General features: G+C 74.2%; 1 protein-coding gene. It reads left to right on the plus strand.

Translation table 11 applies throughout. From position 1 onward, the window contains the following. On the plus strand, nucleotides 1-236 hold a 236-nt coding region (locus AC1RPY_RS08205; protein ID WP_481763190.1), incomplete at both ends, for a YebC/PmpR family DNA-binding transcriptional regulator.

Consider the following 236-nt stretch of genomic DNA (forward strand, 5'->3'; position numbering starts at 1 on the left):
GGTCCGCACCGCGATGTCGCGCAACGGCGGCACCATGGCCGACCCGGGCAGCGTCGCGTACGACTTCCCCCGCAAGGGGGTCATCGTCGTCCCGCACGCCGACGGCGTGGACGAGGACACGGTCCTCACCGCCGTCCTCGACGCGGGCGCAGAGGAGGTCACCGACCGCGGCGAGAGCTTCGAGGTCCTGACCGAGGCCACCGACCTGGTCGCCGCGCGCACCGCGCTGCAGGAGG

The sequence above is a fragment of the Dellaglioa sp. CoH-56-MRSF-12 genome, assembly GCF_056782075.1.